We start from the raw sequence: 25,928 nt of genomic DNA on the forward strand, positions 1-25,928 counted from the left end.
AAGTGTGTGTTTTCAATTTATTGTCGTTTTATAAAGCTTTTTACGTCTCTAAGCGATCATAGATCACATATCGCGTCGCGTAATTATCTTTTTCACCTGTTGGAATATACTCTTCATGAGATATTTTCCAGATATTCGAATCAATTTTTGGAAATTTCGTATCGCCATCAATCTTGGCATCAATGTGGGTAATGTATAAACGACTGGAGTACTCCAGAGCTAGCTCGTATATTTGACCGCCGCCGGCAATAAAGATTTCGTTCTTATTGGTTTTCTTAGCCGTTGAACTTGCAATCCCAATAGCATCTTCGAGTGAGTGCGTATTGGTAATGCCTTCCGCTTCAAACGGGCTTCTAGAAACAACAATATTTTGTCTTCCAGGGAGGGGGCGACCACCAAAGGACTGAAAAGTCTTCCGGCCGATAATAATAGGGCAACCCATAGTTACCTTCTTAAAACGTTTGAGATCGGTTGAGAGCCGCCAAGGCATATCACCATCACGGCCAATAATACCGTTTTTGGAGACGGCTGCTATCATTGATATCGTCATATTATTCATAAAGATGATCCGGCAGTTGATATGTCTTACTAAACAGCAATCGGCGCTTTTATATTCGGTTCAGCGTCGTAGTTCTCCAATTTGAAGTCTTCGAATTTGAAATCAAAAAGGTCGGTGATGTCTGGATTAATCCACATCGTTGGCAACTGTGTTGGTGTTCGCGTTAATTGCAACTCTGTCTGTTCGAAATGATTGTGATAAATATGAGCATCTCCCAATGTGTGGACAAATTCACCTGGTTTGAGGCCTGTGACTTGCGCAAGCATAAGTGTCAGTAATGCGTAAGAGGCGATGTTAAACGGAACACCCAAGAATATGTCCGCGGATCGTTGGTAGAGCTGGCAAGACAGTTTGCCATCAGCAATATAGAACTGGAACAAGCAATGGCAGGGTGGTAGCGCCATCTCATCGACCAAAGCCGGATTCCATGCGGATACGATATGTCGGCGTGAGTTTGGATTATTTTTGATGCTATCAATAAGTTTTGTTATCTGGTCGATACTTTCTCCATTTGGAGTCGGCCAAGATCGCCATTGTGCACCATAGACAGGCCCAAGATCGCCGTTTTCATCGGCCCACTCATCCCAAATACGTACGCCGTTGTCTTTAAGGTACTTTATGTTCGTATCGCCTTGCAAAAACCATAAAAGTTCATGAATTATTGAGCGCAAATGCAGTTTCTTTGTCGTTAGAACAGGAAACGTTTCTGAAAGGTCAAATCGCATTTGATGGCCGAATACCGACCGCGTACCAGTTCCTGTGCGGTCACCCTTGTCATGCCCATTTTTCATTACATGCTTTAACAGATCGAGATATTGCTGCATTGTCTTCCTATCAGGATAGAATCATTGTTGTTAAGCTAAGGTAATTGATGTTTGAAACAAGTAGGATGGTTGGTTTCCAACAAAAAACCCCGCACTGGAGCAGGGTTTGCTGTAGTTAAAAAATTGGACGAATTAGCTTGCTAACTCACCTAGTTTGCCAAGTTCTTTGGCAACAAGGTAGTAAAATGTGACGCGAGATTTTGAACGATCAGCGTTCATTGTTTCGCAAGTCTTTGAAACAGCGTCCTCAGCTTTATCACCAGTTACACCAAGTTTTTTGCCACACCATTTTTCAACAACGCGATCAAGTTCACTTGTGTCTGAGCACGCTACCATTGATGAATCTTTGTTGCGAAGCGCAATGCCAAGATGACTTACGATCTTCTTTACAACGGCTTCGTCCGCACCGGAATCATATTTTTGTACGTCTGCTAGATAATCACTCATAAAATTTCCTCACCTATTCCCCATAATCGCAAGTTATTTGCTGTTCTATCTGCTAATAAACACATGTTTTATGACAATTTTGCAAGCAAAAACCATTAAAATTGCGATGAATTCTCCCTGATTTCTGAATTTTAATCTGATGACCCTTTTCATGAACTTCATAAGGCACTATATATAGGAGGCTACCTTGTGTAGCTATGGTAATAAATTGGCAGTGTAATAAACCATTCGGACCCGGGGGCGGTACCCGGCGCCTCCACCATAATTTGATCCTTCTGATCAAGATAGATCTAATTATGATGGGGGCGAAATAGGATCGACGAGGGCGTAAAGATTGTACTTTTACTCGGCATTGTACCACCGTTATCGGACTAAACTTGTAGTTGCAAATGATAACAACTATGCGGAAGCACGTCTAGCTGCTTAATTGCGGTTCGATAGTTTCACATTAAGTCCTAGTTGTTCGCACGACTAGGCGGGGTTCGAAGGCACCTGGCAACAGAAGCCTTCACTTTTTCTTCAAAATTTTGGTAATTGTTTGGTTTAACGTAATATTGCGGTATATTTAGTTGAAATCGACTCGGTTTATTTCTATAGCGCTTTAAATATTTTAGGTGGCGTTGAGATAAGTTGGCGCAAGTTTGGGGATAAATATGTCGCAAGATCAAATTCGTTATGACATCTTGGCACAAGAAGCGCTTAGAGGCGTTATAAAAAAAGTGCTGATCGAGACTGCTGCTGCCGGGCAATTGCCCGGGGAGCATCATTTTTTCATAACCTTTCTTACGACAGCTCCTGGTGTTCGAATTTCAAGCGCTTTGCAAGAACGTTATCCTGATCAGATGACTATCGTTGTTCAACATCAATTTTGGGAGTTGAAAGTTACGGACACATTATTCGAAATCGGGCTTTCGTTTTCTGATCAACCGGAAAAGTTGGTTGTGCCATTCAGTGCTATTAGAGGATTTTATGATCCTTCGGTTAATTTTGAGCTAGAATTTGATAACTTGATAACCGAAGAAGAGCAGGCAAGTGAAGATCAAGCAGATGCTGATGTTCAGACGCTTGAAACAAAGCCCGTTGTTATTGAAGATAAAACTTCCGATGATGATGATGAAAAAGAGCAAGGTGATGCCAGCGCAGATGTCGTATCGTTGGATGCTTTTCGCAAAAAAACTTAGATATTGAGCACTTTAATGGCAGATAATGTTGTTAATCTCAGATTAGTTCGAAAACAAAAGAAGCGCTCGGACAAAGACAAGGTCGCTGAGCAGAATAGAATTAGCTTTGGCCGCACAAAAAGCGAAAAGAAGTTGACCGACCGATTAAATCAGAAAGCAATTTCAGATATCGATAAAAAGAAAATTGAAGATTGAGTCTATTTGAAATTACTCACTGGTTGGTGCATCTAAAGGTAAGACAATAATGCCATCAATCGTGGCCGCGTCTTGATCACCTCTTAAAATTCGTTCGACAGAATTTTCCCAGTTTTCGGTCTTTATCTTAGCCTTCTCTTCTTTTGCAGCAGCAGTTTTTTGTTCTTGCTCTTTCGCCAGCCTTTTAGCCTCTTCTGCAGCTAACTGTGCCTTAAGTTCAGCGGCCTTTTCTTCCTCCTCGGCGCGTTTTTGTGCTTCGGCTAAACGTTTTGCCTTCTTTTCCTCCTCGGCAATGCGTGCTTGCTCCAAGGCCTTCAAACGTTTTTCCTCTGCTTCTTGTTCGGCTTTCTCTTTTGCCAATCTCAAAGCTTCTTGCTCGGCTAAGATACGAGCTTCTTCCTCTGCTTTTAAACGTGCCTGTTCTTCGCGTTTGAACTGTTGGTCTTTAACAAGTGAGATTTCGCGTCGCAGACTTTGTTTTTCCAAGATGCTGGCTTGAAGTAATTCGACGCGCCTGCGTTCTCGCTCATAGGCGCGAATAGATAGAAAGTTACTCATCGCATTGGCATCCACCGAACGCGAAGGGGCTTCAATGGGACCGTCAAATATGTAGGTTAGTTCAGAGGTTGCGCCTGTCTGTATTTCAAGTTGGGGGTCGTGAAGTACATCTACTTTTACATCCATTTTTCTGGTTGGAATGTTAAATTTGGCTTCGCCTGTGAGACTAAATAAGGCATCGTCAACTTTGATGCTTGAAAGCCGTTGTTGTCCACCAGTAATTGTAAAGGGCAGGGATAGGCTCTCAATGTTGTAATCGCTCTCCGATACGAGCTGACCACTCAGATCAGCTATTGTTTCGGGTGTAATCTCAAGACCTTGTTTGTCCACATTGCTCAGCAATCCATCTAAAATATCAGGGTTGAAGTTTGAGATTTTAATATTGCTGATCTTGTAAAGCCCTCCTCCATTTAACGATTCCGTGATGGTTGATAAGCTTGTGCCGGCGCCCTCTATATGGCCTAAAATATCTATCTCGCCTTCAAACACCGGTTGTTCGTTATTGATCCAGGTGAAATGATTGAGATCAGCACCGATGAGGGTGCCTTTTATACTGGTAAATGCTTTCCCGTCTGGGTTTGAGATGGACAGGTCTCCAAGAAACTCTCCACTAAACCATTGGCCGGATATATCCGATATGGCTATATCACCAGGTCCGATGGCTATCTTAGACGAGAAATTTTCTACTGTTTCAGTGTTAGGTATGAATAATTTGTTTGCAGATAATTTCAATTCTGCATGAGGTGTAAACTCATATGGTGGAAGAAAAGATGTTGAATTCCAGGTCTCATCAGACAAGGTTTGAATGCGGACGCCGAGCGCTAGTTCATAGAACCATTCTAGCTCTAGTTGGTCTACATTAAGATGACCGTTTACGCGCAAATTTCGTTTGCTACTATCGAATACCAATTCACCACTAAATTCGTTTCCGTCTGCGTTACCTTGAATGTTTTTAAGTCCAATGACCTCACCAGAGGTTTGCATATCTGCACTAAATTTTAGCGGTTGTCCGGTGCCAATCGCAGGAGGGTTTTGGCCTAAAGAGAGTAGGAGTGGTTCAATGTCGTCAGAGTTTACTTCGAGTGCGAATTCACCAGTAGCAAGAGAAATATCCTCGTTCTTGTCAGATAGTAAAGTTCCTTCAAGGGCGACACTTGTAGAGCCGGATGTTAGTTTTGCTGCTACATCAGTGTTAGTAGAATTAAGTTGAGATATTTCAAGATTAATTTCCGCACTTTCTTCAAAATCAAACGGTAGAACTTCAAAACCTAGTTGCGATAATAGTTTTGCGCTTTGTGGATTGCTTGCGGTAACATTTGCTGCAAAGGATGCGGTGGATGGACTGGCCAATATCGCACCGAAATTTTCTGCTCCTTTGGCTATGAGAGTTATTTCACTTTCGTTGATCTTGCCATTTAGTATGAATTCCGGAATTTGATCGTCTGCGATTGTAAGATTTCCGGTTAAGTCCATGTTGGAGAAATATGATTGATTTCTTCGCAACCGTTCAACAACTGGATGTTTATTTGACATGCTTCCTGCGAGTGAGAAGATATCGTTTGCGCTATTGGCAGAAAAATTGAAATCGATACTCCCGGTAGGTTTTTCAAACAGGTTCTCAAGCGAGCCAAACAATCTACCCTTAGCGCCTGCAAAATTGCCGAACGTAATTTTATCAAGGTTTAAACTTCCCGACCTCCAAGTTGCTATCGCTGCAACCTCTTTAGCGGAAAGGTGGGTATATTTCATGACCTTTGCATCAACTTGAACCGCTACGTCATGGTTAAGAAGACCACCGCTTTCATCAATTGTTTTATCCAAATTTATAAGTCTTGCTACGGCAGCTATTCTGTCTAAGTCAATTTCATCACCAATCAAATTTACTGTCAGTGATGGTTTCCGTTTAGGAAGACTTTGTCGTTCTGCCTTGCCGTTAATGATAGCGGTGCCGAGTATCAGTTCCAGATTTTCCAAGCGTTGAATTTTTTCATTGATCAGGACATTTGCTGAAAAGCCTGCTGTGCCCATTTTTCGTATAACAGGGTCCACACTTCCGATTAGCCATGATGAAAATCCTGATGGTTGGCGAGAAGCGACCAGCATGTTTCCTTCAAAACTAGGGCTTTCGCTAAGTTGAATGCTACCTCTTGCTTCGATGCTCGTTCGGCCAGGTAATTTCGCTTCAAATCGGTCGAGATACCAGCCTCTGCCTATAGGTCTTGCTCGTAGTTCTACCTCGCGAATAGTGGTTTGCCCTGCGACAACGGCTGGAAGGGATAGATCTATTTGACCAGGCATGTCTGGGATAGGGATATCTTGGGCGATCTCGCTCAATCGGATAAAGCCGGACGTGATATCTGTATGTGGTTTTTCTTGGTTTTTTGTAGCGGCAAGTTGGGTTAGATCTATTTGTTGTCCCTTCGCCGTTATTGAAAATTCAGGCTTTGAGCCGGTATCAATAAGCGCCTTACCTTCGATAATGTAAGGATCGGATGTTTTGCCTGATGTTAGCCTGTAAGTGGGGATATCAAGTCGCTCGCTATTGGCTTTGAATTCACCTTTGATATTTAATGAAAGTAACGATCTGAATTCTGCACTCGTATTAAGAACATTCTTATCTGATTGTTTTGCTACGGAAAATTTACCAAGGTAGGAAGGCTTATTGTTAATGATTTTGGCATCGCCTTCACTTTCTAACTGCAATGGAAAGCCATCGATTGATAGTTTGGATCTTAATCGAATATGACCATCTTCATTGGCTATTCCCGTGTTTAATGTGTAGTTGAAGGTGTGATCTTCAAGTATAGCTGAACCGTTGATATTCCACGGACCGGAAATTTCTGGTGCAGCAAGTGTCGCGTTAATATCGGAAACACGTTTTCTACGTTGGTTTTGTAGATCAACAAGGGTGATCTTACCATTTGATACGATGATATTTTCTAGAACCAGCGTGTTGCCCGCGAGTTGTTTTTCGCTCCTTAAAGCCCAATCAAGAGTTCCATCTTCAAGCAGGGTAACTGTCAAATCAGGTTCAACAATCTTCATGTCGAAAATTAGAATTTCTCCACTTAAAAAAGGAGTAATTTCTAAATCGGCTTCGAATTGCTTGGCAGTCATCATTGGTTGACCGGAGGCGTTTTCTCCGACAGTTAAGTCATTAAATGTGAGGGACGGGAAAGGGAGTATCCGGAGCTCAGCATCACCATTAACAATGACTTTTTGCCCTAATATGCGGCTTGCTTGTTTTTGAAAGTCTGATCGATAATCTGACCAATCGATAAAATACGGACCGACGAGAAGTGCTATAAGCCCAAGAGCGAGCAAACCACCAAAAAAAATAAACAACCGAACTAAAATCATGGCTCTATGTTACACTCTTTTGTTCTCGCTATGACAAGTTTAATATGATGAGATTGCGCTAGATGTTACTTTTAGCACTTAAGTGCGGTGAATTTAAGTAACGCAACGGTTTCATTTTGTTTGTCCGTTCAATTGAAAAACCTTACCCGGGTTCATTATATTTTTTGGGTCCAGTGCTTTTTTAATCTGTCGCATAATATCCACACTATCTCCAAGTTCTAGATCTAAATATTTTTGCTTTCCCTGTCCGATGCCATGTTCACCCGTGCAAGTTCCATCCATCTCAATTGCCCGCTTACTTACGCGTGAGGCATATTCTCTTACTCGAACAAGTTCATCATCATCATCAGGATTGATCATGACTTGAGTATGAAAATTTCCATCTCCGGCATGTCCAATAATTGCGCCGAACAGGTTCAATTCAGCTAGATCTTGTTGAGACTTTACAACACACTCAGAAAACCGGGATAAGGGCACACATGCATCCGTCGTAATCATATCAGTATTTGGTTTAAGGCTTTTCATTGCCCAATAAGCATCATGGCGTGCTTTCCAGAGTTTGTTTCTTTCTTCCAAAATAGAAGAAAATTGTGGGTCTTGTGCGCCAAAATCCTTTGCGATTTCAGCGAACATTTCTGCTTGTTTTTCAACATCTTCCTCCTCTCCGTGTAATTCGATAAAGAGCGTAGGTTTCTCAGGATTATCCATGTCGGAGTAAATGTTTGAAGCTCTAATTTGCACGGCATCCATAAGCTCTATTCTTGCTACAGGGATACCCATTTGGATGGTCATGATCACCGTGTTTGTAGCTGCTTCAATGTCGTCAAACACGCAAGTACCGCTCAATATACTTGACGGGGCACTATGTAGTTTCAGCGTTATGGCTGTTATTACACCTAAGGTGCCTTCGGAACCAACGAAAAGCCGTGTTAAATCATAGCCTGCGGATGATTTGCGAGCGCGATTCGCTGTCTTGATCTTCTTTCCATCTGCCGTGACAGCTTCAACTGAAATTACATTCTCGCGCATTGTACCGTATCTGACAGCATTTGTGCCTGAGGCGCGCGTGGCAGTCATTCCGCCAATTGTTGCGTTGGCTCCAGGGTCGATGGGAAAGAAAAGGCCTGTGTCCCTTAAGTAACTGTTAAGCTGTTCGCGGGTTACCCCGGGTTCGACTGTGCAATCCATATCTTCTGAATTAACTGAAAGGATTTTATTCATGCCGGATACATCGATTGAGATGCCGCCGTTTGCAGCATTTATCTGTCCTTCAAGAGATGTACCAATTCCAAACGGTATAACTGGTACTTCATATTTAGCGCAGGTGTTAACAACTATAGTAATGTCATCAGGATTATCTGCAAAGACAACTGCATCTGGAAGTTGGGGAGGGAGAGATGTCGTTGTATGAGAGTGCTGTGAACGTACGCTCTCACCTGTGTTGATTTTTTCTCCTAACTGCTGCCGCAATACATCTATCACGAGAGAGACTTTTTCAGACCGTTGCTCGGAACTTGCCGCAGGCATATGTTATCCTTCCAAAAAGCTTTGATTCTTTATGATAGGGTTCGTCTAACTTGTCTAGATTTTAGTGATTTAGTGCACGAAATTGAAGCAATATAAATGGATGGGGAATATAATTGCTCTTTGAAATCACCAGTAAAACCATAGGGCTTTTTTCTCAGTGGATACGGCCTAACTTATCTAGCTTTACAACACATCGACAGCCTCTAATTTGGATGCTTGGCATTATAATCGGTATTGGCGCAGCAATCCTTGTTGTTTTATTCAATGAATTTATCGGTTTCGTACAATATGTTTGGTCAGGTGAACGGAGCGAAATTTTTCTTGCAAAGCTTAAAGATGTACACTTCCTCGTAATTTTACTAACGCCAGCTGCCGGCGGGTTAATTGTAGGTCTACTGTTGCAGTTTGTATTGAAAATACACCGCGCTGGAAGTGTAGCTGATGTTATGGAAGCTCGACATGTTTCTGGTCGTAAATTGAGTTTTCGAGAAGGTGTTTGGTCTGCAATTGTAACTGTCATTTCTCTTGGGGCAGGAGCAAGCGCAGGTCGTGAGGGTCCAGTCATTCATCTTGGCGCATCATTTGCGAGTTCACTTGCAAGCAAGATGAAATTGCCAGAAAAATCGAGTAGAACATTGCTGGCTGCGGGAGCTGCATCTGCCGTGTCTGCTAGCTTCAATGCGCCGATTGCTGGCGTATTGTTTGCTCATGAGGTCATACTTGGGCACTATTCTGCTCGTTCTTTTGTTCCAATTGTATTGTCTTCGGTATCAGGTACTGTCATTTCCCGACTTTGGTTGGGTGAAGATACGGTATTTTCTATTCCAAGTTATGAAATTATCTCATATTTTGAATTTCCGGCTTTCTTCCTTTTGGGAATGGTTTGTGCGTTTGTTGCTATTGTCTTCCAATTTAGTCTGTTCCTCGCGGACTATTCGGCGAAAAAGCTGGACCTTCCGTTGTGGATCAGGCCCGTTCTTGGTGGTTTAGCATTAGGGATAATCGGTACTTACTATCCGCAAATATTGGGCATTGGTTATGAGACGACAAATGATGCTCTTTGGACAAGAATTCCCGTTATGCTTATGGTCGTTTTGATCACGCTGAAAATATTTGCATCGGCTCTCACGTATGCCTCCCGATTTGGTGGTGGTGTGTTTTCACCAGCTCTTTATTTAGGTGCGCTTACGGGTGGTGTATTCGGTATTACTGCGGCAGGAATATTGCCAGAGATGGCCTCTGATCCAGGTCTATATGCAATTTTAGGCATGGGGGCGGTGGCTGCAACTGTCATTGGAGCTCCGATTTCGACAACGGTGATCGCGTTTGAATTGACGGGAGGATATACGCTTTCTATAGCATTGCTTCTTACTATCGCGGTTTCTCACGGGATAAATCAGGCTATCCATGGTCGCTCCTTTTTCCATTGGCAGCTTGAGTTGCGTGGGTTGGACGTAAGACACGGGCCGTACCGCGCAATGCTGAGAAATCTTTGGGTTTCTGATATCATGATTGAGCTTGATGGATCTGCAAGTGGCCAAGGTGATGATGTTCTTGCTGAGGGCGATGTTTTGGTTTTGAAGTCGACAGATAATTTTGAAACTGCATTGAAGTTGTTTGATGAAACAGGTGAGATGCGATTGCCTGTTGTTGGATCAAATGATCACAGAAAAATCATTGCATGGGCAGAATATACCAACGCGATCGACCTTATTAATCAGTCGCTTATAGATGTTCAGGAAGAAGAACATCAATGATGTTGTCGGAGTATGAAACTTGACATGTGATGAAACTTGAGAACAGTTTAGTTTACTGTATCAAATTGCAGCGCCTTGCGTTATGCAATCTCAAAATAAAGCTGTCACATATGAATTTTTTAACTGGTTACATCAATTTATATTGGTATTCATAGACAATGTACTAGCGTATATTAAGATAGTGTTTGAAGTTGAGGTTAGTGAAATGCCTGCTAAATTATCTGTAAATTTGAATGCGGTCGCCTTGCTTCGAAATAGGCGTGATCTACCTTGGCCAGATGTCGTTGGTTTAGGGCGTATTGCGTTAAATGCCGGGGCTCATGGTTTGACGGTACATCCAAGACCTGACCAGCGGCATATAAGGTTTTCAGATTTGGCCCCGCTACGTGCGCTTATTGATGATGAATTCCCCGATGCTGAATTGAACATTGAAGGCTACCCAACAGGTGAGTTTCTGGAGTTGGTTGAAAAACACGAGCCCGACCAGGTGACGCTTGTGCCAGATGATCCATCTCAAGCAACATCTGATCATGGATGGGACTTTATTTCAAACCACAATGTTTTGGTGCCGATAATAACGCGCTTAAAAACAAAGCAATTTCGCGTATCGTGTTTTTGCGACCCTGATGTTGATGAAACCCAAATTATTGCAGCTAGTGAAGCTGGTTCTGATCGGATTGAGCTTTATACTGGTCCCTATGGCAGTACTTTTGACGATTCGGATGCTGCGGAGAATGCTCTCGCTGATCTTTCTCATACGGCAGGTTTTGCAGCCAAATATGGGATGGATGTTAATGCGGGGCATGACTTAACCGTCGCAAATATGCTAGGATTGGCAGGTGCAGTTGATAATCTTTTAGAAGTTTCAATTGGAAATGGTTTAATTGCAGACGCACTTGAATTTGGGATGGAAGGAACCGTAAAGCGGTTTTTGTCTGCTAGTGGCTGGCCGACGACTTAGTCTGGGTAACGTTTAACGACAGGCGTTACCCAGACATATTGATTATTATTCCGCAGCGTTTGCTGGTTCGGCATTTAGCTGGCCGTATTTCTCAACGCCAATATTTTCCAATAGCTCAAGTTGAGTTTCAAGGAAGTCGATGTGACCTTCTTCATCGGCCAATAGATCATCGAAAAGACGCATCGAAACGAAATCACCTTCAGCTTCGCATATTTTGCGAGATTCTGAGTAGGATTTGCGTGCACCATATTCGCCTTCCAGATCAGCCTCTAAAACTTCCTTGATGTTTTGGCCAATTTTAAGTGGTGCTATGGTTTGCATATTCGGGTGTCCACCGAGAAAAATAATGCGGTCGATCAGCTTGTCAGCATGTTGCATCTCTTCAATTGACTCCTCGCGTTCTTTCTTTGCAAGCAAAGCAAATCCCCAATCATCAACTAGACGATAATGTAGCCAATACTGGTTTACAGCTCCAAGTTCTAAAAATAGAGCTTCATTCAATCGTTCAATAACTTTTGCGCTACCCTTCATGGCTAACCCCTTCTCTTTAACATAGGTTGGATTCCAGTGGAATCTACAGATTAGAATAATTCTAAAGTAGTGATTTGCGTGAGTTTGTCTAGGGGGGAGGGAGTGGTTTTTTAAAGAAAAAAGAAACTAAGCTTGTTTGCGGGTCTTTAGTTGACGATGCCGAGCAATCATACGTGCTGTTTCACAGGCATCATGATGCTTTTTCAATTTATCCATGAAGCAAATAATCTCTGCTGAAGGTGTCTGTTGTTCTTCATGAAATTTTTGAGTTGTTGCGACGATGATGTCCACAACACCAGGGAAGCATCCGCAGCATTTCCCACGTGCATTCATCGCATGGTATACAACACCGGGGACAATTAGGCGCCAAGGGTCATCTTGGAGAAGCTCAATTATGACTTCTTCAATTTCTTGTTTGGAAATAATATTGCAGCTACAAACAATCATACGCATCAACGTTATTTAACATGAATAATTAAGTCACCTTATTATCCAGTCGCGCGTTGGAGTCAATATATTTTGATCCAAGATGACGATTCCGCTCATTAATTGGCAAAAATGGTTGACGACGACATAAACTTGAAATATTGAAGAACCGTACCGTACGGTACTGGAGAAATTAATGTTGCAAACTGATCATTTAGGTGTCCAAGATTATGGACAATCCGAACTGACAATACGTCAGAAAGAAGTGTTGGAAAACGCTCTGGATTTGCTTGTTTCCGGCGGCGGGAAGGCGTTGACGACTGCAAACATTGCGCGGGCTTCAAATTGTTCCAAAGAAAGTCTCTATAAGTGGTTTGGTGATCGCAATGGTTTGCTTGCTGCAATGATGACGGTTCAAGGCAGCAAAGTAGGAGCTGTTTTGAATAATGATGTTTTTAAAAGTACGGCTGCATTTAAAGAATATCTCGTACGTTTTGCAACCGAGTTGCTTACGGTTTTGTCGGGTGAAATTTCATTAGCATTAAATCGGCTTGCCATAGGGCAGGCGAGTGACGAGGCTTCTCAGCTTGGGCCGCTTTTGATGAAGAATGGTCGCGGATTGATTGAGGCGCGTGCACACGCATTTCTCAATTCGGCGAAGGATAAAGGCTTTTTAAAATTTGCGAAGGTCGATGAAACTTATCGAGTTTTATACGGGCTTATCGTTTCAGATTTTCATGTGCGTTTGTTGCTCGGCGATAACAATAATATGAGCGCAGATGAAATAGAGAATACTGCCAACCAAGCGGTTGAACAGTTTTACAAGTTGTTTGGCTCAATAAAGAGCTGAGTGAGAAAATAATTAATAGAAAAACAGACATAAGTCTTGTTATTGGAAGGATATAAAATGCGCGTTTATTATGATGCTGATGCGGATCTAAATCTCATCAAATCGAAAAAAGTTGCAATCATCGGTTACGGTTCACAAGGTCGTGCTCATGCTATGAACCTTAAAGATTCTGGCGCGGAAGGTATTGTTATTGCGCTTCGTGAAGGCTCTCCGACAGTGAAAAAAGCTGAAGCAGATGGTTTTGAAGTTAAGTCTGTAGCCGATACGGCTGCTTGGGCTGACTTTATGATGATGGCGGCTCCTGATGAACTTCAAGCTGACATTTATAAGGACCACATTGCGGCGAACATTCGCGATGGCGCTGTGATTGCGTTTGCCCATGGTCTTAATGTTCATTTCGGTCTTATTGAACCAAAATCAACAGTAGATGTTGTTATGGTTGCACCGAAGGGCCCTGGTCACACAGTGCGCGGCGAATACATGAAGGGCGGCGGCGTGCCATGCCTGATCGCTGTTCATCATGATGCTTCTGGTAATGCACATGATCTTGCATTGTCATATGCTTGTGGCGTTGGCGGTGGTCGTTCAGGCATCATTGAAACAAACTTCCGTGAAGAGTGTGAAACTGATCTATTCGGTGAGCAGGTTGTTCTTTGTGGTGGTCTTGTTGAATTGATCCGTGCTGGCTTTGAGACATTGACAGAGGCTGGTTATGCGCCTGAAATGGCTTACTTTGAGTGTTTGCACGAAGTAAAACTCATCGTTGACCTTATCTATGAAGGTGGCATTGCAAACATGAACTACTCAATTTCAAACACTGCTGAGTGGGGCGAGTATGTTTCAGGTCCACGCATCATCACAGACGAAACAAAAGCTGAGATGAAACGTGTTCTAACTGATATTCAAACTGGTAAATTTACATCTGACTGGATGCAAGAATACCGTGCTGGTGGTGCCCGCTTTAAAGGTATCCGTCGCTTGAACGATGAGCATCAGATCGAAGAAGTTGGCGCAAAACTTCGCGGTATGATGCCTTGGATTGCCAAAAATCAGTTGGTTGATAAAGCTAAAAACTAGAGCGATTTTCAATTTTGATCTCTTTTGCCAACCCCATCCAATTATTGATTTTATTAAATAATTGGATGGGGTTGGTTTTTTTGTGCCAAATGGTGCATTGCATCTACATTACTTTGTAGTTTTGACTATCTATTTCTTATTAAGCCAAAAGGCTTCAAAATCTTAGGGACTTGCAGATGATTAAACGTTTTTTTGTATTACTTATTGTTCTTGTTAGTATTACTGCCTGCCAAACAAAGCCAGATCCAGCCACAGTGAATGCGGTTTCTAATTACTATGCCCAGTCGGTTGTCGTTAATAGATCTTTGCGGTTTAGCACAGGAGTTAAATCACTTGGAGATGAGTCGTCCGAGGTTTTGGCACAAAAATTTTCGGATCAAGTCAAAGCGCGTGTTACTGCTGATTTACCAAATTTGATGACTGGGCAAAAGCCAGCCCGTCTTGTTATTCTTTTGGATAAAGCCAGCATAGCTTCCGGCGTTGGTCGCGTTGCGCTGGCTTCTGATTCCTATGTCAGCGGTGTCGTAAGCATTGTTGATGTGGACACTAATGCGACTATTGCTGCGCACAAAATTAGAGGAGAGGATCGAGGTAGCAATAATGGCTCTTCAATCAATGGTATCCCTGTTGGCTTAATTTATTCCGCTATCAAGAATGTCTCAACGGCTAAGACGGACAAGCGTATTGATTTAATTGTTACTTCCTTTTCTAATAATTTGAAAAAATGGCTCAAAAATGCGCGATAGGCTTGCCGTCTGATTGTTAATTTTATTTGCGTCATTCGCGAGTTTGTCGAATAATTAAGCCCTGTGCATTTGCTCAGGGCTTAATTATTTATGAGAATAGTTTGCTATTTATTTGAGTGCAAATTTGCTTAAGGGGGCTGTTATGGTTTCCCAAATCTTAACGATATATCGCGATTTCTGGCAATGGTAAGTTAAGCCGCACTTAATACTAGAGAGGTATTCTTGATCGTAGATGGTGCATGTTTTTTAAGGCATGCCATATTCAATTTGTGTTCGGGGGGACACGGAGTAACGGACAAGTATTATGATTTCAGCATATGCAGGTTACCAACAATTTGCCAATGTATCACTCCAACAATCTGGAAGCGATAATGGCGGGCAGCAAAAATCGGCACCTCCCGGCCCTAGAAATGTATTAGGTGCGCTGCAGGGCCATACTGATGGTGCCAGACAGGCTTTTGATAAAGCTGCGTCGCAGATCCTTACCTCCTTCCTAGATAGTATGCAGAACCGAATTTCGGATGAACCTGTAAAGGGTGGGAATAATGCGGGAAGTCTTACCCAGCTTACAAGCGCCGAATTTGAGAGTTCGCTTTCTGTATCTGCATCCAAAAGCGATGGCCGTGGCAACAGCGCGGGTCTTGATTTGGAGTCTTATGCAGGGCTTTCATTCGATATGGAGCAAGTCGACGGCAAGTTAACAAGTTTTAATCTTGATTTTGAGATGTCGACTGCATTCTCGTTCGAGGGCTCCAATGCTTCGGGTGGATATCAAAATATTTCTTATTCAAATACCCAATCGTTTAGTATCAGTTTCTCTGTCACCGAAGATGAGAACGGAAATTCAATTTCCACATTGTCTTTCGAGCGGTCGGAAGTAACACAAGCATCTTATATGGCCTATGGTGACCAGCGCGGCCTCGGCTTCGGCGGAGGTTCTGCAAGTTTAAATGATATGGCAAGTCTGTTTGATGGTGGTCCAAGCGGTTCTCTCGGTCCTCAACCTGCCGGACAAAACCCATTAACTGCTGCAGCTATTGTTGATCTAGAGATGGAAGCCGCGCTTGAAATTATGAAAACAATTGCAGAAAATGCGCGCGAGCAGTTGCCAAGTCTGTTTACGGACTCATTTTACAACGATTACTGACGCAAATTCCTACAAGTAAATAATTGGGTTCGCTTCTGTTATGAAAGCGGGCCCTTTTTGTATGGGTAAGCCCGACGCAATTAGAATATGTTTTTGATGAGATGAATTATCCATTCTATCTGGGGAGAATGCATTGGATCATCATGACCTTATTGTTATCGGCAGCGGGCCGGCTGGGCGCCGTGCGGCAATTCAAGCCGCCAAACTGGGGAAATCAGTCTGTGTTGTTGAAAAAGGCAGACGAGTAGGTGGCGTTTCAGTTCATACTGGTACAATTCCATCAAAAACTCTACGAGAAACCGCGCTAAATCTGAGTGGATGGCGGGAACGGGGTTTTTACGGTCGTGCATATCGTGTGAAGGAAAACCTTTCGGCTGATGATTTGCGCGAGCGTCTGCATATTACGCTTAATCACGAAGTTGAAGTGCTTGAACATCAATTTGCACGAAATCGCGTGGATACGATTAAGGGTGAAGCCAAGTTCATTGCAGAAAAGAAGATCTCGGTGCAGGGGGAAGATGGTGAGATTATCGAACTAACAGCCGATAAATTTCTTCTCACAGTAGGAACAAAACCATTTCGGCCAAAAGACTATCCTTTCGATGGTAAAACATTCTTGGATAGTGATGAGATTTTGGATTTGGTGAACCTGCCGCGTAGTATCGCCATTATTGGTGCAGGTGTGATTGGTGTCGAATATGCGACTATTTTCAATGCGCTGGATGTGCATGTTACCTTGATTGAGCCGAGGGACTCTATGCTCGATTTTGTCGATAAAGAACTAATCAGCGATTTTACTTACCAGTTGCGTGATCGCGGAATGATTCTACGATTTGGCAAGAAAGTTGAAAAAGTGAAGAAACTCGATGGAGCTGGATGTCAGATTGACATGGAAGATGGACGCTCAATTAAGTCGGATATGGTGTTATTTGCCGCTGGCCGGATGGGTGCAACAGATAGTCTAGGTTTGGAAAATTGTGGGATTGAGTGCGATCATCGCGGGCGTATTTCCGTTAATGCAAATACTTTTGAAACAAGTGTTAATGGCATATATGCCGCTGGTGATGTTATCGGGTTTCCTAGTTTGGCTTCGACATCAATGGAGCAGGGTCGAATTGCTGCGTGCCATGCGTTTGGAGAAAAGGCGCATGAACCGCCAGAATATTTCCCTTATGGTATTTACGCTGTGCCCGAAATTTCGACTATTGGCATGACGGAAGAAGAAGTTAACGAACGTAATATTCCCTATGAGTGTGGCATAGCGCGTTTTCGTGAGACATCGCGCGGACATATTATGGGTCTGGAAACAGGCATGTTAAAAATGATATTTTCATTGAAAACACGTCGATTGCTTGGTTGTCATATCGTGGGTGAGGGAGCTACAGAGCTAATCCATGTTGGTCAGGCGGTAATAAATCTTGGTGGCACGCTTGAATATTTTGTTGAAAATACATTCAATTATCCGACGCTCGCAGAAGCTTACAAAATTGCCGCGCTGGATGCTTGGAATAAAATGCCACATTAGTTGGTGTAGAATTGTGCCCATAATGCTAACCCTACAACGGCTATGAGCGCTATGGCCATGCTTATATTGATAAAATGCTGAATTCTCGCGGATAAACTAAGCCTATGTATCGTTACCCCCATAGCTAACCACAATATGTGGATACATAGCCAAATTAGATTTAATGCAAAGAATTTGAATGTAATCTCTGTGGTGAAACTATCAGGCCAAATTGAGAAGCCCGTAAATAGGCTCGTATTAACGACATAAGCTTTGGGATTGATGATTTGCAGAATAATGCCGCCGCGTACTCCAGGTGATTTGCTGGCGCCAATAAATGCAATTTTTGAACCTGAGAATGCAATCTTATATGCTAAAAAGATCATATAAGATACGGATAAAACAAGTAGAATATTTCGAATGATTGGCGCTGCTAGCAATATGGCCGCTAGACCGGTAGCAACTGCAATGGCAACAATGTTTTGACCGATAAGCAGACCGATTAGATATCGAAAGCCATGTCTGTAGCCATATGCTGAACCAACACCGGCGAGCGTTAAAACACCGGGACCTGGTGTGGTTAGAAGAAGAAACACTGCAATTATAAACGTAATCAAAGGTTATTCCGCAAGTTCAATTTCATATGAAACAAAGTGTATGAGTTCCATTAAACCTTATATCTATTTTTCCAAATAGGAAGTTCTGCACATCAAACAAAAGAAAAGTGTTGCAATTTTCAATACGTCAATATATCTGACTAGGTCAGTAATGCTGACATAAATGAGAATCCGATGAATATATCAGACCTATTCGCAAATCGCATGAAGAATATGCAAGCTTCAGAAATTCGTGAACTTTTGAAAATTTTGGATCAAGATGATATTATTTCTTTTGCAGGCGGGATTCCTGATCCAACATTGTTTCCCAAGAAGCGATTTGAAAGTGCTTTTAGCAAAATTCTTAGTGGCGAGAATGCAGAACAAAGCCTACAATATTCGGTTAGCGAAGGGTATTTGCCACTGAGACATTGGCTTGTCGAGTATATGGCGAAGCTGAATGTTGATTGTGATGTCGATAATATTCTCATAACGTCGGGATCGCAGCAGGCATTAGATTATCTTGGAAAAATGTTTCTCTCTAAGGATGATGTAGCCGTTGTTGATAATCCGACATATCTTGGAGCATTGCAGGCATTTAGGCCTTATGAGCCTGAATTTGAACCGCTTCAAATCGAGCAAAAACGGAATGGGCGAGCAAAGTTTATTTATACTGTGCCTGATTTTGCAAACCCAACGGGAGTTACACTAAGTGAACATGAGCGGCGCAGAATTCTTGAGAGTGCGGAGGTTTCGGATTCAATTGTCATTGAGGATGCACCCTATAAGGCTCTGCGTTATTCTGGGACTGATGAAGCTTCTCTTTTGGCGTTGGAAATGGAAGATGGGAAAAGTATCAATGACGTACGAACGATTTTTTGTGGAAGTTTTTCAAAGACACTTAGTCCTGGCTTGCGGATAGGTTGGGTTTGCGCATCAAAGGAAATCATCGAAAAGCTGGTGCTCATAAAACAGGCTGCGGATCTACATTCGCCAACGATAAATCAGATGGCTGTTTACGAGGTCGTGCAACATGATTTTGATGAACATGTTGAAGGTCTCAAGTTGGTTTATTGCCAAAAACGTGATGCCATGTTGGGCGCGTTGGATGTAAATATGCCAAACGGCGTAAGTTGGACAAAACCAGAGGGCGGCATGTTCATTTGGCTGAAATTGCCAACGACAATGGATGCGACAAAGCTGCTAAAACATGCATTGCATAAGCACAAAATCGCATTTGTGCCGGGGCATGCATTTCATGCAAATGGTGAGGGTAAAAATACATTGCGGCTAAATTTTTCGCATCCAAGTATTGAGAATATCCAAACGGGAATAGCTGAACTTGGTCAATGTATATCAAACTTCACTTGACCTTGGGTGCAAAAAAGCCCAACCCTCATTTCAGGATAATGAGGGAATGTGGTCAGTATGGTATTGAGAATAGCGACGTTTAACGCTGAAAATCTATTAAGTCGTTTTGATTTTTCCGGTTTCGAACGAGATCATCGTCAAGATCGTGTCAATCAATTGTATGATCCGAAAGACAAAGAACAATATAAGCAGATGGAGATTGCTCGGATTGTTTCTCTAACAGATGATACACGACAACTCACTGCGCTTGCTATAGCAGATACTGACGCTGACATTGTCTGCCTGCAAGAAGTTGAAGATATCGATACATTGAGTGCATTTGAGCGTGGCTATCTCTATAAGATGGTTGGTGAAGGTTATCGCCAGAAATACCTAGCGGAAGGCAATGACCGTCGGGGCATCGATGTTGGTGTTATGATGCGCGAGCAAACCAGAGACGGGCAGGACATAGAATTTGTACGTATGCAAAGCCATGCCCATGTAACCTATGAAGATTTTGATCTATTTACCGAAGAATTGTCAGAAAGATATAATCCTAAGGATCGCATTTTCAAACGTGATTGCCTAGAGATTGACGTGCTAGTTGGCGGTAAACCGTTGACCATTTATGTCGTCCATTTTAAATCAATGGGATCTTCACGAAATGGGTTGGATGGGAAAACCTATACGATGCCAGTGAGGGCGGCGGAGGCAAAGGCAGTTCGCAAAATCATTGAAAAGCGTTTTGGTAAGGGGAAGACTGACAGTAAACGCTTTATCATTTGTGGGGACATGAATGACTACGATGAGCGTGTTGTCGTAACTGGTGATCGAAGAACAGGTTATGATTTTAAGGTTGAGCACGAAAAACAAAGTGCAATAGATGTTTTTTTATCTGATGGGTTTACAGAGAATGTAATACAGCGCCGAAGTGAATTAGATCGCTGGACAGTTTACCATACACGTGGACCAGATGTGCAGCATTTGTGTCAACTTGATTACATTTTATTATCTCCAGCTCTCGCAAAATCTTCTGCAAGCATAAAGCCGGATATAATTCGCGCCGGCCAGCCTTGGCGTACAGTATTTCCCGATGGGCAGGACGTAGAGCGTTATCCACGTGTCGGTTGGGATAGGCCGAAAGCTTCGGATCATTGTCCTTTAGCGATGTCGATCAATATAGTGTAATTTTTTGAAATTCTGATTGGTTGATTGGGAAGATGATGATCGTTTGTTATTTTACAGACCATCCAAAAGAATGCCGCTCCATCTGAAAACAATGTTGGATTGGTGTTTTTAAAAAACTATATGATAAAGTAACCTTAAATCTAAAGAAGCACTTGATTCCAAAGGCTAAGATATGAGTAATTTTTTGCGATTTTTCATTGCAATGTTGTTTGTTAATTTCAGTGTGCTGACGGTTACATCTGCGCAGAATATTTCTCCGTCTTTTGAGCGAGATCAAAAGCAAATCGAGTCTTTTGAGACCCAGATACAAATTTTGGAGCGGCGGTTTACCGATAACCAGGAAAATGAAGATGAGCTTATTAAGTTACGCACGGATACAGAGGATTTTCTAGCACCTGTTTTGGAGATGCTTGATCGACTGCGTGCTGAAGGCGTTAAGGACAAGGAGCGCCTTACCGCGCTCGGCGATGCACCCGCTGATGGTGCAGAACCCGAGGCTGAGGCGATCACGGTAGAACGCAATAAACTAACCGAAAACAGTGCGCTACTTACCGTATTTATTGGGAAATTGGATGGAGTTGCTGCTGCCGGTGAGGATTTAATTTTTGATATTGGTCTTCTGCGTCGGGATATGTTCACCTCGCAAGTGTTTGAACGCGTGAAGATAGATACGATTTCGTTTGAAAATATTACCACAGCATTCTCGCGAGAATTTGCCGTATTTAAAGCAAAGACATTTTCTTGGCTTTCATTCGTCTGGCAGTTTAAAAAACAAAGTGTCCTGATTTCCATTGCATTGTCTATACTTGCGGGTATGGCGATTTTTTTTGGTGGGTACAGGTATTTTGGCCAGTTTATACATAATGAGAGCACTCGTGCCGAACTAAGCTTTGGAAGTAGGCTCAATTCGGCTTTTTGGTCAGCTATTATTCCCACCCTGTCGGTCGCAGCTTTTGGTGTAAGCACGTATTTTCTGTTGTTGAACTTCGGTGTGTTGCGAGTGGACTTTGCGTCCCTATTCGCACGCGTTCTTCAGGCTATTGTTTTGCTCGTTCTCGTTTTGAAGCTGGCGTCAGTTATCTTGGGGCCGTGGGCACCTCGCGGGCGATTATTGAATTTGACAGACCGAAGCGCAAAGGCTCTTTATGGTCTGGCAGTTTTCACGTTTTTAATTCAGACCGTCAGTTATCTTGGTGCTGGTGTGCGTGAATTGTTGAACTTACCTATCCAGAGCAGTGTTCTTCAAGCATTTGTCGAAACAGTACTTTTTGCACTTATACTGATTATCACGTCGCAACTGAGACCGCTGGTTCCGAAAGACGAGAGCTCTGGTAGTCATGGCGAACCTTGGCCGCTATGGGTTCGCCTGCCAATGTTGATGACAGGGGTTGGATTAATTTTTAGCTGTTTGGCTGGTTACGTTGCATTGGGTGCGTTCATGTCATCGCAAATCATTGTTACGGGCGCTATTTTGATTGTAGTTTATTTTGGATTGCTATCTGGAAAAGCAATTATGCAGGAAAATGCTTTCGCCGAATCTCTTTTGGGCAAGCATCTGATCACAACTTTTCAGTTTTCACAGAGCCTATTGAATAGTCTTGGTCTTGTTACAGGCATTATTATTAACATCCTTTTATTTGGGCTTGGTCTGTCATTTGTGCTCTTGCAGTGGGGGTATCGGCCGCAGGAGTTGATTACTGGGGGGCTTGATCTTTTTACTCGCATACAAATTGGCGGAATAACAATTTCGATTGTTAATATCGGAATTGGCCTCATCCTCTTTGCTATAGGTTATTTTGCGACGCGGCGCTTCCAACAATGGTTGGATCGTAATATTTTAAGTCGTGGTAAGGTTGAGTTAGGAGTTCGTAATTCTGTTCGCAAAGTTATCGGATATTTTGGAATAGCTGTTGCTGCGATGATCGCGGTGAGCGCCGCAGGATTTGACTTATCCTCGCTGGCACTTGTAGCTGGTGCGCTTTCATTGGGTATTGGTTTTGGACTTCAAACTATTGTTAGTAACTTTGTATCTGGTCTTATTCTTCTGGCGGAAAGACCCTTTAAGGCTGGTGATTGGGTAGAGACAACCAGTGTGCAGGGCATTGTAAAAGAAATATCCGTTCGTGCTACTGAGATTGAAACTTTTTCCCGTAAATCAGTTATCGTACCCAATTCAGAGCTGGTAAATGGTGCTGTGGGGAACTGGACCCATCGAAACTCTATTGGACGTGTTGAGGTTCCGATTGGTGTTTCATACGATAATAGCCCAAAGAAAATTATGGATCTATTGCTGGAGATTGCGGATGAAAATCCAAATCTTCTTAAAATACCTGAGCCAAGTGTTGAATTTGTTGACTTTGGAGCGTCATCACTGGATTTTTCTTTAAGAGGGTTTCTTGCGGATATTAGCAATGGATTCAATGTTCGTAATGAGCTGCGTGTCGCAATATATGATCGTCTTCAGGCTGAAGGAATTGAAATTCCATATCCTCATCGGGAGGTTTATTTGCACGGACCTGAAGAATCTGAAAACTAAGATGGTGAGTTATTTTATTTGATGCACCCCTTGTGTATTGAAATTTATAGATAAAGTTATCTTCTATAAGTCTGATAACTCATCTTTTGCATAATTTTTTGTTGAGCTATCGCTATTTTGACCTTTTGTTCTGTCAAAAAATCTTACTTGCAATTTTAATCTAATTGGCTAGTTTATTTTTGTGCAGTTTCTGGAAGGTCTCAAACCGTTAGAGGTGTCTGATCGCTGAGAGATTGCGAGCGGGCAATTCTTGGTCGTTTTGCTTGCTTCTTATGATTGGAATATGGAGTCGAGTTTTATGGCAACCGGTACAATAAAGTGGTTTAATGCAACTAAGGGCTATGGTTTTATCGCGCCCGATGATGGCGGAGCGGATATATTTGTGCATATTTCTGCGGTGCAAGCGGCAGGCCTCTCAGAATTGCAGGACAATCAGAAGCTTTCTTATGAGTTGGAAGAAGGTCGAAATGGTAGATCCGCAGCTGCTTCATTGCAGTTGATAAACGATTAATTATTTGGCGGCTTATTTTACCTAGGCCGCCGATTACGCCCACCTCGTCTGCGGGACTGCTGAGTCTGATCCGATTGTTTTCTCTGCACGGAATTCATTTCTCGCGGTGGTAATATGACTGTTTTTTCAAGCTTTGGAAATGGATCTACCTTGTTAGGAAATGCCATTGCATTGACAAAATGTTCCTGAAAGCTTGGCTCCAAAGCCGTTTCGATTTTTTCAATATCCCGAACTGTCTTCTCAATTTCGCGTCTATAGTCGCGGTTGAGTAGGGCCATGCGTGCGCCCGTTCCTGCCGCATTTCCAACAGCTTTAACATTTTCAACGATGCAATCAGGGACCAGTCCTAAAACCATTGCATATTTAGGGTCGATAAACGAACCAAATGCACCAGCCAGACCGATTTTATCTACTGACGTGACTTTCTGTTTGTCCATCAACAATTTGACGCCAGCATAAAGAGCTGCTTTTGCAAGCTGGATTGCCCGAACGTCATTTTGCGTTACGATAATGCGAGGCTCGCCTTCTTTTACGAGGTAGGAGAATGTACGGCCATCTTCAAAAATTCTGTCAGACTTTTCTGCGAGTTTCCCATTTAAAACACCATCTTCGCTAATGATGCCTGCTAGATACATTTCGGCAATAACTTCGATAATACCGGAACCGCATATGCCCGTAATGCCGATTTCTTTTGCTTTTTCCTCAAAGCCATCTTCATTTGACCATTGTTCAACACCGATGATACGATAACGCGGTTCTAAGGTTTCAGGATCAATTCGAATGCGTTCGATGGCTCCAGGTGCTGCCCGCTGACCACAAGATGTCTCAGCGCCTTCAAATGCGGGGCCAGTTGGAGATGACGCTGCAACGGCATGACTACTGTTTCCGAGAACGATTTCAGCATTTGTACCAACATCAATAAGTAGCATCATTTCATCTTGACGATGCGGCCCTTCGCAAAGCGTGGCAGCTGCGGCATCCGCGCCAACATGGCCGGCAATACAGGGTAATATATATGTGCGAGCACCTTCATTCAATTCGATATCAATCTCTTTTGCCTTCAGGTGAACTGCACCAGAAACAGCCAGAGCAAAGGGCGCGCCGCCAAGTTCTGTTGGATCTATGCCCAAGAAAAGGTGATGCATGACGGGATTGCCAACAAATACACTGTCCAAAATGTTATGACGGTCTATGCCGCTATCTTCGCATACTTGATCGATTAATTCATTGATAGATTTTCGTACCGCTTTCGTCATGGCTTCTCGGCCATCTGGGTTCATCATGACATAGGAAACACGGCTCATCAGATCTTCGCCAAAGCGAATTTGTGGATTTGATGTGCCAGCAGATGCTATATTTGAGCCTGACAGTAGGGATGTCAGATGAAGCGCAATCGTCGTTGAGCCGATATCACAGGCTATGCCATAGGCTTCATTTTTAAGCTCGGGATAGATTGCAATAATTTCTGCCTGAGACTTTTCAGTTTCTTGATGGACAGCAACAGTTACGCTCCAATTTCCAGCACGTAGGACCGATTGCACCTCGGAAACAAGATGAGAGTCTATTCGTGGGTTAGAAATCTGCCAGTCTTTCTCTAACCCATCGATCAACCTATCCATGTCACCCGAAGGGCTATGCATATCTGGTTCTTCAACCTCTATATAACACATGCGAACTGCTGAATTGCGTTCAATAACACGTTGATCTGCATCTTTGCGTACTACTTGTGCGTTGATAACTGTGTCTTGCGGTATATCGACAACCAGATCACCCATGATGAGGGCCGAACATGAAAGACGCCGATCTTCTTTTAGATCACGTTTTTCGGCATAACGAATTTCTTTGGCACCCAGCTCGGAAATGCTGCTTTGTTCAGATGTAATACCATGTTTTGCAAAGTGCCCGAATTGTGTTTCCACCTGACATCGTCCACATATGCCGCGACCGCCGCATACACTTTCAACATAGACACCAAGCTGACGGGCTGCTTCCAAAATGGGGGTGCCCGTTGCAAAGTTGCCTCGTTTGCCAGATGGCATGAAAAGGACGAGATGATCTGTCATTTGAAGATGTGGCTTTCTATCATTCAGTAACTAT

At 42.9% G+C, this 25,928-nt stretch carries 22 protein-coding genes and 1 other RNA gene; 14 read left to right on the plus strand and 9 right to left on the minus strand.

The genetic code is table 11. The features are described 5' to 3' along the window. Positions 1–40 precede the first annotated feature (40 nt). From AB2J24_RS01720 to AB2J24_RS01730, 3 genes are all read right to left on the minus strand, one after another. A complete protein-coding gene (locus AB2J24_RS01720) occupies positions 41–559 on the minus strand; it encodes a dihydrofolate reductase (protein ID WP_162652602.1) in 519 nt (172 codons plus the stop codon). A gap of 29 nt (positions 560–588) precedes the next feature. Continuing rightward, complete coding sequence (locus AB2J24_RS01725; RefSeq protein ID WP_367384200.1) at positions 589–1,383, minus strand: thymidylate synthase; 795 nt, start codon at positions 1,381–1,383, stop codon at positions 589–591. 132 nt (positions 1,384–1,515) lie between these two features. Then, positions 1,516–1,830 carry a DUF2853 family protein gene (locus AB2J24_RS01730; RefSeq protein WP_367384201.1) on the minus strand — a complete coding sequence of 105 codons (315 nt, stop codon included), beginning with the start codon at positions 1,828–1,830 and terminating at the stop codon, positions 1,516–1,518. 142 nt (positions 1,831–1,972) lie between these two features. Between AB2J24_RS01730 and ssrA the strand changes: the two genes are divergently transcribed. The 3 genes from ssrA (at position 1,973) to AB2J24_RS01745 (ending at position 3,206) form a co-directional block, all read left to right on the plus strand. After that, positions 1,973–2,343: a transfer-messenger RNA gene (gene ssrA, locus AB2J24_RS01735) on the plus strand. A gap of 140 nt (positions 2,344–2,483) precedes the next feature. Then, entirely contained in the window at positions 2,484–3,011 is a 528-nt protein-coding gene (locus AB2J24_RS01740; RefSeq protein ID WP_162652599.1) for an SspB family protein, read from the plus strand. A 15-nt stretch (positions 3,012–3,026) separates the two neighbouring features. Continuing rightward, positions 3,027–3,206, plus strand: coding sequence for a DUF4169 family protein (locus AB2J24_RS01745; protein WP_162652598.1), 180 nt, complete (start codon positions 3,027–3,029; stop codon positions 3,204–3,206). Between the two features lie 12 nt (positions 3,207–3,218). On the opposite strand, the gene AB2J24_RS01750 is transcribed toward AB2J24_RS01745, so the two are convergent. Continuing rightward, the gene (locus AB2J24_RS01750) at positions 3,219–7,124 is read right to left on the minus strand and encodes an AsmA-like C-terminal region-containing protein (protein ID WP_367384202.1); all 3,906 of its coding nucleotides are present in this window, start codon (positions 7,122–7,124) and stop codon (positions 3,219–3,221) included. Between the two features lie 111 nt (positions 7,125–7,235). Then, the gene (locus AB2J24_RS01755; protein ID WP_367384203.1) at positions 7,236–8,651 is read right to left on the minus strand and encodes an FAD-binding oxidoreductase; all 1,416 of its coding nucleotides are present in this window, start codon (positions 8,649–8,651) and stop codon (positions 7,236–7,238) included. 113 nt (positions 8,652–8,764) lie between these two features. On the opposite strand from AB2J24_RS01755, the gene AB2J24_RS01760 reads away from it, so the two are divergent. Together AB2J24_RS01760 and AB2J24_RS01765 are read left to right on the plus strand one after the other, a co-directional pair. Beyond that, positions 8,765–10,408 carry a chloride channel protein gene (locus AB2J24_RS01760; protein ID WP_367384204.1) on the plus strand — a complete coding sequence of 548 codons (1,644 nt, stop codon included), beginning with the start codon at positions 8,765–8,767 and terminating at the stop codon, positions 10,406–10,408. A 205-nt stretch (positions 10,409–10,613) separates the two neighbouring features. Continuing rightward, positions 10,614–11,369 carry a pyridoxine 5'-phosphate synthase gene (locus tag AB2J24_RS01765; protein WP_367384205.1) on the plus strand — a complete coding sequence of 252 codons (756 nt, stop codon included), beginning with the start codon at positions 10,614–10,616 and terminating at the stop codon, positions 11,367–11,369. Between the two features lie 45 nt (positions 11,370–11,414). Here AB2J24_RS01765 and bfr read toward each other — a convergent pair whose 3' ends face one another. Together bfr and AB2J24_RS01775 are read right to left on the minus strand one after the other, a co-directional pair. Beyond that, positions 11,415–11,900 (minus strand): bacterioferritin, encoded by a 486-nt coding sequence (gene bfr / locus AB2J24_RS01770; RefSeq protein WP_162652594.1) that lies wholly within the window; start codon positions 11,898–11,900, stop codon positions 11,415–11,417. Between the two features lie 126 nt (positions 11,901–12,026). After that, the gene (locus AB2J24_RS01775; protein WP_420883604.1) at positions 12,027–12,353 is read right to left on the minus strand and encodes a (2Fe-2S)-binding protein; all 327 of its coding nucleotides are present in this window, start codon (positions 12,351–12,353) and stop codon (positions 12,027–12,029) included. Positions 12,354–12,522: 169 nt separating this feature from the next. Here AB2J24_RS01775 and AB2J24_RS01780 point away from each other — a divergent pair, with 169 nt between their 5' ends. From AB2J24_RS01780 to sthA, 5 genes are all read left to right on the plus strand, one after another. Continuing rightward, positions 12,523–13,176 (plus strand): TetR/AcrR family transcriptional regulator C-terminal domain-containing protein, encoded by a 654-nt coding sequence (locus AB2J24_RS01780; RefSeq protein WP_367384206.1) that lies wholly within the window; start codon positions 12,523–12,525, stop codon positions 13,174–13,176. Positions 13,177–13,233: 57 nt separating this feature from the next. Next, positions 13,234–14,253, plus strand: coding sequence for a ketol-acid reductoisomerase (gene ilvC / locus AB2J24_RS01785; protein WP_162652592.1), 1,020 nt, complete (start codon positions 13,234–13,236; stop codon positions 14,251–14,253). Positions 14,254–14,429: 176 nt separating this feature from the next. After that, positions 14,430–14,999: a hypothetical protein gene (locus AB2J24_RS01790; protein WP_162652591.1), complete on the plus strand. Its 570-nt coding sequence runs from the start codon at positions 14,430–14,432 to the stop codon at positions 14,997–14,999. A 304-nt stretch (positions 15,000–15,303) separates the two neighbouring features. Further along, positions 15,304–16,146: a hypothetical protein gene (locus tag AB2J24_RS01795; RefSeq protein ID WP_367384207.1), complete on the plus strand. Its 843-nt coding sequence runs from the start codon at positions 15,304–15,306 to the stop codon at positions 16,144–16,146. 133 nt (positions 16,147–16,279) lie between these two features. Beyond that, a complete protein-coding gene (sthA, locus tag AB2J24_RS01800) occupies positions 16,280–17,671 on the plus strand; it encodes a Si-specific NAD(P)(+) transhydrogenase (RefSeq protein WP_367384208.1) in 1,392 nt (463 codons plus the stop codon). On the opposite strand, the gene AB2J24_RS01805 is transcribed toward sthA, so the two are convergent. Continuing rightward, positions 17,668–18,267, minus strand: a complete 600-nt coding sequence (locus AB2J24_RS01805) for a LysE family translocator (protein ID WP_367384209.1) — start codon at positions 18,265–18,267, stop codon at positions 17,668–17,670. The two genes, sthA and AB2J24_RS01805, sit on opposite strands and share 4 nt — an antisense overlap. 174 nt (positions 18,268–18,441) lie before the next feature. Between AB2J24_RS01805 and AB2J24_RS01810 the strand changes: the two genes are divergently transcribed. The 4 genes from AB2J24_RS01810 (at position 18,442) to AB2J24_RS01825 (ending at position 23,831) form a co-directional block, all read left to right on the plus strand. Further along, positions 18,442–19,617, plus strand: a complete 1,176-nt coding sequence (locus tag AB2J24_RS01810; protein ID WP_367384210.1) for a PLP-dependent aminotransferase family protein — start codon at positions 18,442–18,444, stop codon at positions 19,615–19,617. Between the two features lie 57 nt (positions 19,618–19,674). Next, entirely contained in the window at positions 19,675–20,784 is a 1,110-nt protein-coding gene (locus tag AB2J24_RS01815; protein WP_367384211.1) for an endonuclease/exonuclease/phosphatase family protein, read from the plus strand. A gap of 172 nt (positions 20,785–20,956) precedes the next feature. Beyond that, positions 20,957–23,320 (plus strand): mechanosensitive ion channel family protein, encoded by a 2,364-nt coding sequence (locus tag AB2J24_RS01820; RefSeq protein ID WP_367384212.1) that lies wholly within the window; start codon positions 20,957–20,959, stop codon positions 23,318–23,320. A gap of 298 nt (positions 23,321–23,618) precedes the next feature. Continuing rightward, positions 23,619–23,831 (plus strand): cold-shock protein, encoded by a 213-nt coding sequence (locus AB2J24_RS01825; RefSeq protein ID WP_162652584.1) that lies wholly within the window; start codon positions 23,619–23,621, stop codon positions 23,829–23,831. 17 nt (positions 23,832–23,848) lie between these two features. Here the strand turns inward: AB2J24_RS01825 and AB2J24_RS01830 are convergent, their stop codons facing one another. Continuing rightward, entirely contained in the window at positions 23,849–25,894 is a 2,046-nt protein-coding gene (locus tag AB2J24_RS01830; RefSeq protein WP_367384213.1) for an ASKHA domain-containing protein, read from the minus strand. Positions 25,895–25,928: the final 34 nt, after the last annotated feature.

Origin of the sequence: Lentilitoribacter sp. EG35 (assembly GCF_040784015.1) — a bacterium.
Taxonomy (GTDB): domain Bacteria; phylum Pseudomonadota; class Alphaproteobacteria; order Rhizobiales; family Rhizobiaceae; genus Lentilitoribacter.

Coding starts and splice junctions, on each gene's coding strand:
- AB2J24_RS01720 (WP_162652602.1), bottom strand. CDS start 559: ATGAATAATATGACGATATCAATGATAGCAGCCGTCTCCAAAAACGGT.
- AB2J24_RS01725 (WP_367384200.1), bottom strand. CDS start 1,383: ATGCAGCAATATCTCGATCTGTTAAAGCATGTAATGAAAAATGGGCAT.
- AB2J24_RS01730 (WP_367384201.1), bottom strand. CDS start 1,830: ATGAGTGATTATCTAGCAGACGTACAAAAATATGATTCCGGTGCGGAC.
- AB2J24_RS01740 (WP_162652599.1), top strand. CDS start 2,484: ATGTCGCAAGATCAAATTCGTTATGACATCTTGGCACAAGAAGCGCTT.
- AB2J24_RS01745 (WP_162652598.1), top strand. CDS start 3,027: ATGGCAGATAATGTTGTTAATCTCAGATTAGTTCGAAAACAAAAGAAG.
- AB2J24_RS01750 (WP_367384202.1), bottom strand. CDS start 7,124: ATGATTTTAGTTCGGTTGTTTATTTTTTTTGGTGGTTTGCTCGCTCTT.
- AB2J24_RS01755 (WP_367384203.1), bottom strand. CDS start 8,651: ATGCCTGCGGCAAGTTCCGAGCAACGGTCTGAAAAAGTCTCTCTCGTG.
- AB2J24_RS01765 (WP_367384205.1), top strand. CDS start 10,614: ATGCCTGCTAAATTATCTGTAAATTTGAATGCGGTCGCCTTGCTTCGA.
- bfr (WP_162652594.1), bottom strand. CDS start 11,900: ATGAAGGGTAGCGCAAAAGTTATTGAACGATTGAATGAAGCTCTATTT.
- AB2J24_RS01775 (WP_420883604.1), bottom strand. CDS start 12,353: ATGCGTATGATTGTTTGTAGCTGCAATATTATTTCCAAACAAGAAATT.
- AB2J24_RS01780 (WP_367384206.1), top strand. CDS start 12,523: ATGTTGCAAACTGATCATTTAGGTGTCCAAGATTATGGACAATCCGAA.
- ilvC (WP_162652592.1), top strand. CDS start 13,234: ATGCGCGTTTATTATGATGCTGATGCGGATCTAAATCTCATCAAATCG.
- AB2J24_RS01790 (WP_162652591.1), top strand. CDS start 14,430: ATGATTAAACGTTTTTTTGTATTACTTATTGTTCTTGTTAGTATTACT.
- AB2J24_RS01795 (WP_367384207.1), top strand. CDS start 15,304: ATGATTTCAGCATATGCAGGTTACCAACAATTTGCCAATGTATCACTC.
- AB2J24_RS01810 (WP_367384210.1), top strand. CDS start 18,442: ATGAATATATCAGACCTATTCGCAAATCGCATGAAGAATATGCAAGCT.
- AB2J24_RS01815 (WP_367384211.1), top strand. CDS start 19,675: ATGGTATTGAGAATAGCGACGTTTAACGCTGAAAATCTATTAAGTCGT.
- AB2J24_RS01820 (WP_367384212.1), top strand. CDS start 20,957: ATGAGTAATTTTTTGCGATTTTTCATTGCAATGTTGTTTGTTAATTTC.
- AB2J24_RS01825 (WP_162652584.1), top strand. CDS start 23,619: ATGGCAACCGGTACAATAAAGTGGTTTAATGCAACTAAGGGCTATGGT.
- AB2J24_RS01830 (WP_367384213.1), bottom strand. CDS start 25,894: ATGACAGATCATCTCGTCCTTTTCATGCCATCTGGCAAACGAGGCAAC.